This is a genomic window from Sutcliffiella rhizosphaerae (assembly GCF_917563925.1).
Classification (GTDB): domain Bacteria; phylum Bacillota; class Bacilli; order Bacillales; family Bacillaceae_I; genus Sutcliffiella_A; species Sutcliffiella_A rhizosphaerae.
This window is the reverse complement of sequence record NZ_CAKJTJ010000022.1, coordinates 54,181-64,149: the sequence shown is the minus strand read 5'-3', so window position 1 is coordinate 64,149 and position 9,969 is coordinate 54,181. Positions and strand designations below refer to the sequence as shown.

The window sequence follows — 9,969 nt, the reverse complement described above, 5'->3', positions numbered from 1 at the left end:
GAAAAAGAATAAAAAAGAAAAGGAAAAAGGCAATTTTCCGCTTAAAAAGCAGACGGAAAATTGCCTTTGGGCATTCATTTTAGATTACTGAAATAAAAAACGTAACTTTTTCAGTGGCCTACATTTCATGTTGGGTGTTTTTTTTTGAGGAGCTAGGTAAGTTGTATGTTTTGATGAAAATTGACATTCTCGGTAGGAAGAAAAAGAGAAATCGTAATGTCCAGTCCTGTTAGGATTAAATACAGGACGGAAAATTACTGTACCACAACGATTAAATGTAGGACTGATGATAAGTGAATGAGATAAGTAACAGCAACAATCAAAGGCCTTTCAAGTAATTCATTTGAACTTAAATCTTCCTCAATCTTAAAACTTCCGTGCACTTAAAAGCGAGTTGAGTGCCCGAATTTTTCATTTTGTAAATTTCCGGTCACTTAAAATCCAGTTGAGTGCCCGAATTTTTCATTTTGTAATTTCCGGCACATAAAATCCAGTTGAGTGCCTGAATTTTTCATTTTGTGAATTTCCGGTCACTTATATTCCAGTTGAGTGCCCGAATTTTTCATTTTGTAAATTTCCGGTCACTTAAAATCCAATTGAGTTACCAGTTTATCCATTTTGCAATATCCCGGTCACTTAAAATCTAGTTGAGTGCCCCAATTTTCTCAGAGATAAATTACTTCCTTCCATATCACAACCTTCACACCAAAAAAGTACAGACAATACCAAAAGAATGCTAGTGATAGCGCTTACAACTCCCGAATGCTAGCAATATAATTAAGTTGTATTCATTTAAACGAAGGGGGAGCAACACATGAAAAAAACAATGAAAGCGGCTTCATTATTACTAGTATTAATGCTTGTTACTGCCATGCTAGCAGCTTGCAACAGCAGTGCAGGAGGAAGTGGAAGTGTCAGTGTTGGAATAGTGTTACCAACAAAGGATGAACCAAGATGGGTGCAAGATGAGCAACGTTTTAAGGATGCATTGAAAGATTCTGAGTATACGACAGAAATTCTGTTTAGCCAAGGATCTTCAGCAAAAGAAAAAGAGAATGTAGACACATTGATAAATAAAGGGATTGATGTACTTATAATTACTCCACAAGACGGAGATGCAGCTGCAGCAGCAGTAGAAGCAGCTAAAAAAGAAGGAATTACCGTTATTGCTTATGACCGTTTGATTACGAACACTGAAGCAGTGGATTACTATGTAACATTTGACAGTGTGGCGGTTGGAGCAGCACAAGGTCAGTATTTAATCGATAATGCTCAAGGCACAGGCGTACCGCTTTACTTATATGTAGGTGCAGCTTCTGATAATAATGCATTCTTGTTCTTTGAAGGTGCATGGAGTGTGCTTCAACCGAAAATTGCAGATGGCACTTTCAAAATTGCAAACTCAAGTGAAGCAGAAGCTTTAAAAGATACTGCTGAATTAACGCGTGACCAAATGAGTAAAATTTTAGGTCAGGTAACGACGAACTGGGATCCAAATGATGCAAAAAATAAAGCACAAACTCATCTTACAGCTGTTGGAGCTGATTTGAAAGGTGATGTCTCTGTACTTGCACCAAACGATGGGACTGCACGTGCAATTGCGGACGTATTTGCTTCCGATGGTGAAGTTACTAGCTTCTTAGTAACAGGCCAAGACGCAGAGAAAGCATCTATTCAATATGTCATTGATGGGAAGCAATCGATGACGGTATTTAAAGACGTTCGTACGCTTGTAACAGATGCAATGGGGATTGCCGTTGATATCTTAGATGGAAAAACACCAGTAACTACTGGTTCTTATGATAATGGTAAGAAAGAAGTTCAGGCGAAGCAAACCAATGTCATTGTGGTAGATGAAGATAACGTACAAAAAGAGCTTATTGATTCAGATTATTATGAGGCGAGCGAATTTACAGGTTTGTAAAAAGCTAATTGTGGAATGGTGGCAATGACTGTCACCTTCCGTCTTGTCATTGGTTTTGTTAAAGGGGGGTAAAGGATGAACAAATATATATTAGAGATGAATGATATCTCTAAGGAATTTACAGGGGTCAAGGCACTAAGCGATGTGAATTTCAAAGTGGAAGAAGGGGAGATCCATTGCTTAATTGGAGAGAATGGAGCAGGAAAATCCACGCTGATGAAAGTGCTGAGCGGCGTATATCCTTATGGAACGTACACAGGGGACATTGTGTTTGAAGGGGAAGTTCAGCAATTTAACAAAATCAGTGACAGTGTAAATGCCGGTATCGCCATCATCTATCAGGAGCTTGCATTGTTCCCTGATCTCACAGTCTATGAAAATATCTTTGCAGGTAACGAGATAAAGCAAGGTGGATTTATTGATTGGAACAAGACGATTGTCGAAGCAAAAAAACTATTAAAGAAAGTAAACCTTGAAGTGAACCCAGACACTCTTGTGAAAGATCTCAGTGTCGGGAAAAGACAGCTAGTGGAAATTGCGAAAGCCTTAAGTAAAGAGGTCAAGCTACTAATATTAGATGAACCAACAGCTGCATTAAATGAGGATGACAGTGAAAATCTTCTCCTCCTTTTGAAAGAATTAAAAAAACAAGGAATTACATGTATCATGATTTCCCACAAGCTAAAAGAAGTAATTAGTATTGCAGACAAAGCTACCGTCATCCGTGATGGAAAAACAATATGTACCCTTGATGCAAAAAAAGAAGTGATTTCGGAGAGCACGATCATTAAGAACATGGTCGGCAGAGAAATTGAAGATATCTATCCAAAGAGAGTGCACAAAAAGCACGGGGAAAAAATCTTGGAGCTTCATGACTGGTCCGCCTATGATCCACAGCTTGGTAGACAGGTAGTGAAAAACGTAAATCTTCATGTGAAAAAAGGGGAAATCGTCGGGATCGCTGGTTTAATGGGATCTGGAAGAACAGAATTGGCCCTCAGTATTTTTGGAAATGCGAAATCCTACAAGCTTGAAGGGGATCTCGTGTGGAATGACAGCATTACTAATCTTAAACATACAAAGGATGCTATTAAAGCAGGAATCGCCTATGTGACAGAAGACCGTAAAGATGATGGCTTGTTTCTTTTACAGGATATAAAGAGCAATATATCTGCAGCTAACCTTAAAGGTATTTCTGATAAGGGAGTCATCAATGTCAATGAAGAGATTAAAGTTGGCGAACAATATAAGGATTCTCTTCATATAAAAGCTTCTTCACTTGAACAGTTAGTAGGAAATCTGAGTGGTGGAAATCAGCAAAAAGTATCGATTGGGAAATGGTTATTTGTCGGACCGAAGCTGTTAATTTTGGATGAACCTACCCGCGGTATTGATGTAGGGGCTAAATTTGAGATTTATACCGTGATGAATAAACTAATTGAAGCAGGATTAAGCATTGTAATGATCTCTTCAGAGTTGGGAGAGGTTCTCGGAATGAGCAACAGGGTTTATGTCATGGCGCAAGGTCAAATTAAAGGGGAACTTTCGATTGAAGAGGCTTCCCAAGAAAAAATAATGGAACTTGCAACGCAATAGGGGGTTAAGGAGACATGAGCGTGCTACATGAAGCAAAAACGTTAATACATGAAAACATCCGTGATTACGGTATGTATATAGCATTATTTGTTATTATTCTTACTTTTACTTTTTTAACGGACGGCTTGTTCATGTCGTCAAGAAACATTAGCAATCTCTTAGATTCTGCGGGCTATATCGCAGTGCTTGCAGTTGGGATGACTCTAGTAATAGTGATACGTCATATCGATCTTTCTGTTGGATATGCAGCTGGGTTTTTAGGAGCAATTGCAGCCATTTTATTAACACAGGCAGGAGTATCTGTGTGGTTGACCATACCAATTATTCTTCTTTTAGGTGCAGCAGTTGGCTTGTTTAATGGAGTACTAATTGCACAAATTGGAATTCCTTCCTTCGTAGCAACGCTAGCTGGCATGTTAATTTTTCGCGGTGCCTTGCTGCAAGTTACAGAAAAAACAGGAACAATCATCATTCAAGATGAAAAATTTAATGCAATTGGAAACGGCTATATTCCTTCCTTATTAGAAGTTAGTGGACTTCATCTTTTGTCGCTCCTTGTAGGACTTGTTGGTATATTGCTATATATTTATAGTGAAATCTCCACACGTCGAAATAAAATTAAGTATGATTTTGAAGTAGTGTCAAAACCAATCTTTGCACTGAAGTTAGTTTTTGTATCAGCAATCATCGGTTATGTTACATGGATTCTTGCAGGATATAATGGTTTCTCTTGGACTGTTATTATTATCTTACTTGTCGTGATAATCTATCATTTCCTGACGATGAAAACAGTGCTTGGTCGCCATGTTTATGCAGTTGGAAGTAATCCTGAAGCCGCACATCTAAGCGGAATTAACGTCAAGAAAATTACGTATATTGTATTTGGCTCTATGGGCATGCTTGCGGCGTTATCTGGTATCCTATTTACCGCTCGCCTCCAGTCAGCAACAACAACTGCTGGAACATTATTTGAACTAGATGCAATTGCAGCAGCTTATGTTGGTGGGGTGTCATCTGCTGGTGGTGTTGGGAAAGTAACCGGTGCGATCATCGGGGCTGTCGTAATGGCTTCTCTTACAAATGGAATGAATTTATTGGGTGTTGGTATCTCCTATCAATATATGATTCGTGGAGGAGTATTAGCTGGAGCGGTAATTTTTGATGTGTTGACACGGAAAAAGAGGTAGATAGAGCCAGATTCTTCGGAGTCTGGTTTTGTTTTATGCACGCTCTTATTACCCCTTAAGGCCATTAGTCGATTCTATAATCAACCTTCACACTGAAGCGCCTTTTGCTAATCTGGGATGGTAGAGTATGGTGACATTTGGAAATAGAGGAAACTCCCCGTTACCACCTATGCTAAAATATAACAAAAAACTGTTTAAGAAAGTTTTAGGAGAAGAGAGGGAGTTTGTGTGCGGAAGATTGGAGTTATGGTGTGTTGTATTGTAGTGGTGCTTTGTCATCTTACTTTTTTGTCTGCAAAGAGGATTATGGTGGCAGATGGCCAGTTTCCGGAAGCATTGAGTGAGGGTCAGGATCGTTACAGAATAGTATTGATAACTCAGGACATGCAAACCCCTTTTTGGGATAAGGTCGCCAAAGGTGCTAAAAAGCAAGCTGAAGAGTTAGGGATAAGCATAGAGATATGGGGGACATATGGAAAAAACCAAGAAGATTTCCTGAAAAATATAGATGTTGCCATACAATCAAAAGTGGATGGGATTATCATTCAAGGGCTTGATATTCCTGAGCTTAAAGAATTAACTAAAGTAAAAGCATCCTTTCACGGAATTCCCATCATTACGGTTGCTAATGATGTCCCAATGGTTGAAAGCTTGCGAAGGACGTATGTTGGTTCTAACCAATACGAAGCAGGTAAAATGATTGCAAGAGAACTTCTACATGAGATGGGAAGAGAAGGAAAAATTGTATTAATGTATGACCAAAGTCAAGAATTCTATCAAAGGGAACGAATGAAAGGAATAAGAGATGTATTAAAATATTATCACAATATTGAAATGATTGATGCGGAAACAGTGGATTCTAGGGAGCAAGTGATAATCACTACTCAGGATGTTTTGAATAAAGTACCTGATGCTGATTCGTTCATTGCGATCAACGCTAATCACTTAGGACCTATGTTAGCAGAAATAAGTAAGCGCTCTCAAGTGGAGCCTTATCACATATATTCCTTTGACGATGGTCCAGAATCATTAGCATTGCTAGCTCAGGGTAAAGTGGATGGCATTATTGAACAAGAGCCAGAAAAAATGGGAGAGTGGAGCGTCCGGCTACTGAAAGAGTGGTTGGAAGGAGAGACAGTACCACTTGAAAAAGACGGATATTTTACAAAGCTGAATACGTTGAAATCGGAGAACCAACCATGACAAATATTCAGAAAAAAATCCTTACCCTTACCACGGTTGTTTTAGTAATTATGTCAGCTATTTGGTTAGCATTAACCTATTATAACTATAAAACGCACAACCAATATAATGATATTCTACAGCGATATTTGAGTATGAATGAAGTTACTAAAAAAAGTCAGCAAGTAGTAACAGATTTAAACAATTATATGATAGAACCTACTCTGCAAAATCTGACCCTGCTTCAGAACAGTAAGGAAAAGGTTCAACAGGCAAAGTATGGTGTATATCACTTACGCAATAAGGATAATGATTTTACGCTCACTAATTATCTTCACTTAATTGATAGTTTAGTAGAAACAACAGATCGCTTAATTATGTTTCAAATGGAAAGAGATTCCGAATCAGCAGCACACGAGTTTTCTGAGGCAAATCGAACATCTACATATATATCCAAGATGACCCTTACCTTATTAGATAAAGAACTAAATACGTACAACTTGTTTTATAGAGGGATTATGGAGCAATCTGAGGAAGTTTTAAAATTAGGTATCTGGGTGTTATTGTTGATAACCTGTATATTATTAATTGGTTCCTATTGGTTCTCCTTAACTATTACAAAGCCAATCTTTCAATTGACGAAGGCGGCTAACACACTTTCAAAAGGGAATTTCGAGCAACAGGTAAAGGTTGAAGCGAACGATGAAATCGCATTTTTGGCAAAAACATTTGACCGGATGCGCATAAATATTAATAACTTAATTTCTGAAATTAAACAAAAGGCAGCATTGGAACGGGAGCTGCAAGAAAGTAAACTTCTTCTGCAAGAAAGCCAATTTCGCAGTCTTCAATCCCAAATCAATCCACACTTCTTATTTAATACGTTAAATACGCTTTCGAAAAAAGCATATTTGGAAGGTTCTGAGGAAACAAGTGACTTGCTAGTAAGTGTAGCGAGTATCCTTCGCTATAACCTCAAACGCCAAGATCGTTCTGTGACGCTGGAGGATGAATATAATGTGATGCAGCAATACATGGCGATTCAAAAGGCGAGGTTTACAGATCGGCTATTGCTCATTACGGAAATTGATGAAGCTTGCCTTGATGTGAAAATACCAGCTCTATCCCTACAACCGATTATTGAGAATGCGGTTATCCACGCGGTTGAACCAAAAGAGGATGGGGGGACAATCTGGTTTCGTGTCAAGGAAGTGAATAATGTCGTACACATTGAAATTGAAGATGATGGAGAGGGTATGTCAGATGAAAAAATAAGGAGAATTCTAAATGAAGATACACCTCAACAAATTGAAGGACATTCAACTGGAATTGGATTTATCAACGTAATTAAACGATTGCGGTTATTTTATGGATATGAAGATGTAATGGAGATTGAAAGTGAGTTAGGAAGTGGTACAAGAATCAAGCTAAAAATAAAAAGAGAAGGAGTTGAAACACATGATTAAACTTCTCATTGTGGATGATGAACAGATGGAACGACAAGGAATGGAAGCCATATTAACGAAGAATTTCCCTTCCCTCATCATTCAGCAAGCCAAAAATGGAAAATTGGCAGTAGAGTTAGCACAGAGCTTTAAACCAAATTTGATATTAATGGACATAAAAATGCCAGGGATGAATGGACTCGAAGCAGTAGAAAAAATTGCAAATGATTTACCTTCTACTAAATTTATTATGGTAACAGCATTCGATACTTTTTCATATATGAAGGCAGCTATCAAACTGGGTGTGAAAGATTATATATTAAAGCCAAGTAAAGCGAGTGAAATCGTTGAAACTGTTGGAAAGGTATTGAAGCAGATAGAAGAAGAACAAGACCAAAAGAAAAAATCCTTACTACAACAAGAAGCGCTGCAAAAAGCACTGACTCTAGTGGAAACCGATGTTGTAACCCAGCTATTATTCGACCATGTACATGAAGTTCACGTTGATATGCTAATGCATATGCTCGATATCCCGTCAACAGATGAGATGTTTGTGATGGTGTTGCTTTTACCTGAGAAGGCAGAACAGCATTATTTTTCGATTAAAGAAAAAGTAAGGAGCCAAAAGAGTGGTTGGGTAGGAGCCTTGTACGGAAATCTAATACCTATTATTGTATTCAGACAAACTACTGTGACTTATCGTACACAAGCAAGTATACTCGCAAGAGAACTTATCTCTATTAGAAAAACAAGTCAAGAATTAAAATGGTTTATTGGAATCGGACAAACATGCCGTTCCTTCAGCCAGGTACGTAAATCCTATCAAGAAGCTATGGTAGCGGCGGTGAATACACAATCACAATCAAAATATCGATTCTATAAAGACCTCCTCTCGAGCCATGAAAATAGTGAGAGTATGTTCTTAAAAGAAAAAGAGTTTGTGGAGCTTATTAGAAGTGGACAATGGGAGCAGTTAAAGGAAAAAGTAATGCAGCAATTAGCATATTACGAAAAAGAAGGGGATGCCCTCGTCTATAGCCAACAGCGAATATTAGAAATGTTGTGGTTGGCTTCCAGAATCATGACTGAAATGGGGGCGGAAACCCTAACTCCAATATATACGATACAACCAATAGATTACCGCCACTTACGCACAGAAACAGAAAAACTCTTGTATACGTTGAGAGAATCCTATCTGCTTTATGTTAATAGATTGGAAGCAGATACGTTTCAAAAGATCAAACAATTTATCAAAGAGAATTCAGACCAAGACATTTCGCTCGATTCACTTGCAAGAAAGGTAGGGCTCAGTCCTATATATATTAGTAAAATGTTTAAAGAAAAGCAGGGCATCAACTATATAGACTTTTTAACAGAGTGCAGGATAGAAAAAGCAAAGCACCTTTTAGCGGATACAGAAAAAAGCATTAAAGAAATCACGTTTGAAGTTGGTTATCATGACCCAAATTACTTTAGTAAAGTATTTAAAAAGGTAACAACCACCTCGCCAAAGGAATACAGGAAAACATTGCAAAATCAAAAGGAGAAGCTGTCTTATGAGCATAAAAATACGTAGCATTCTAATCATAGGGATAGTTCTTCTTTTATCAGCCTGCGAGAATGCAGCTACTGTGCAACCGAAAGAAAAAACAAAAGAACAAGAAGATATAACTCCTGTGCCTGATGAAAAAATAAAAATAGGTTTTTCAATGGATACCCTAGAAGAAGAACGATGGTTACGTGATCGAGATCTTTTCAAAGCAGCTGTGGAAAGTCTCGGTGCAGAAGTGGAAATTATGGCAGCGAATGGTGATGACGCTCTACAGGTTCTTCAGGCAGAATCATTAATAAGCCAGGGAATTGATTTGTTAGTGGTGGTACCACATAATGCTGAAGCATCAGCTACTATTGTAAAAAAAGCACATCTTGCTGGAATCAAGGTTCTTTCCTATGACCGTTTAATCAAAAATGCTGATATAGATCTTTATATTTCTTTTGATAATATCCGGATTGGCGAACTTCAAGCAGAAGCGATTACGAAGCTCGTTCCAAAAGGAAGATACGTCTACATTGGAGGAGCAGCAACAGACTACAATGCCCACCTCCTAAAACAAGGTGTATTCAATGTCCTTCAGCCATTTATTGAAAAAGGAGATATTACCGTTGTTTATGATCAATGGACAAAAAATTGGGTGCCAACCAATGCGTATATGAACATGCAAGAAGCGTTAAACGCAAACAACAATAATATTGACGCTGTCATAGCTGCAAACGATGCAACCGCAGGAATGGCAATCCAAGTTATAACTGAATCTGTACTTGCTGCTGTCATTCCCGTTGCGGGACAGGACGCTGAGCTTGCTGCAGCTCAAAGAATAGTAGAAGGAACACAAACGATGACTGTCTATAAACCCATCCCAACCCTTGCTGAAGAAGCTGCCCGCCTTGCAGTAAAAATGGCAAAAGGAGAATACATTGATACAAATCGAAAAATCAACAATGGCAAAATAGAAGTCCCATCTGTCCTGCTGTCACCAATTGCAGTCGATATAACGAATATTGATCACACGATTATAGCTGATGGGTTTCATCTGGAAGAAGACGTTTATGGTAGTGACAGATAGCCTCCTTAGCG

7 protein-coding genes are annotated in these 9,969 nt (G+C 38.3%); all 7 read left to right on the top strand.

Going from position 1 to position 9,969, the window contains the following annotated elements:
- Window positions 1-814: 814 nt before the first annotated feature.
- The 7 genes from LRP81_RS16530 to LRP81_RS16500 all read left to right on the top strand — a co-directional run bounded on the left by LRP81_RS16530 (window position 815) and on the right by LRP81_RS16500 (window position 9,958).
- Window positions 815-1,924, top strand: coding sequence for a sugar ABC transporter substrate-binding protein (locus LRP81_RS16530; RefSeq protein WP_230503213.1), 1,110 nt, complete (start codon window positions 815-817; stop codon window positions 1,922-1,924).
- 75 nt (window positions 1,925-1,999) lie between these two features.
- On the top strand, window positions 2,000-3,520 hold the full coding sequence (locus tag LRP81_RS16525) for a sugar ABC transporter ATP-binding protein (protein ID WP_230503212.1): 1,521 nt from the start codon (window positions 2,000-2,002) through the stop codon (window positions 3,518-3,520).
- A gap of 14 nt (window positions 3,521-3,534) precedes the next feature.
- On the top strand, window positions 3,535-4,707 hold the full coding sequence (locus tag LRP81_RS16520; protein WP_230503211.1) for a sugar ABC transporter permease: 1,173 nt from the start codon (window positions 3,535-3,537) through the stop codon (window positions 4,705-4,707).
- 228 nt (window positions 4,708-4,935) lie between these two features.
- Complete coding sequence (locus LRP81_RS16515; RefSeq protein WP_230503210.1) at window positions 4,936-5,910, top strand: sugar ABC transporter substrate-binding protein; 975 nt, start codon at window positions 4,936-4,938, stop codon at window positions 5,908-5,910.
- A complete protein-coding gene (locus LRP81_RS16510; RefSeq protein WP_230503209.1) occupies window positions 5,907-7,355 on the top strand; it encodes a sensor histidine kinase in 1,449 nt (482 codons plus the stop codon). The genes LRP81_RS16515 and LRP81_RS16510 overlap by 4 nt, the downstream gene beginning before the upstream one ends.
- A complete protein-coding gene (locus LRP81_RS16505) occupies window positions 7,348-8,910 on the top strand; it encodes a response regulator (RefSeq protein WP_230503208.1) in 1,563 nt (520 codons plus the stop codon). The genes LRP81_RS16510 and LRP81_RS16505 overlap by 8 nt, the downstream gene beginning before the upstream one ends.
- Window positions 8,891-9,958 (top strand): sugar ABC transporter substrate-binding protein, encoded by a 1,068-nt coding sequence (locus LRP81_RS16500; protein WP_230503207.1) that lies wholly within the window; start codon window positions 8,891-8,893, stop codon window positions 9,956-9,958. The genes LRP81_RS16505 and LRP81_RS16500 overlap by 20 nt, the downstream gene beginning before the upstream one ends.
- The last annotated feature ends 11 nt before the right edge of the window (window positions 9,959-9,969 follow it).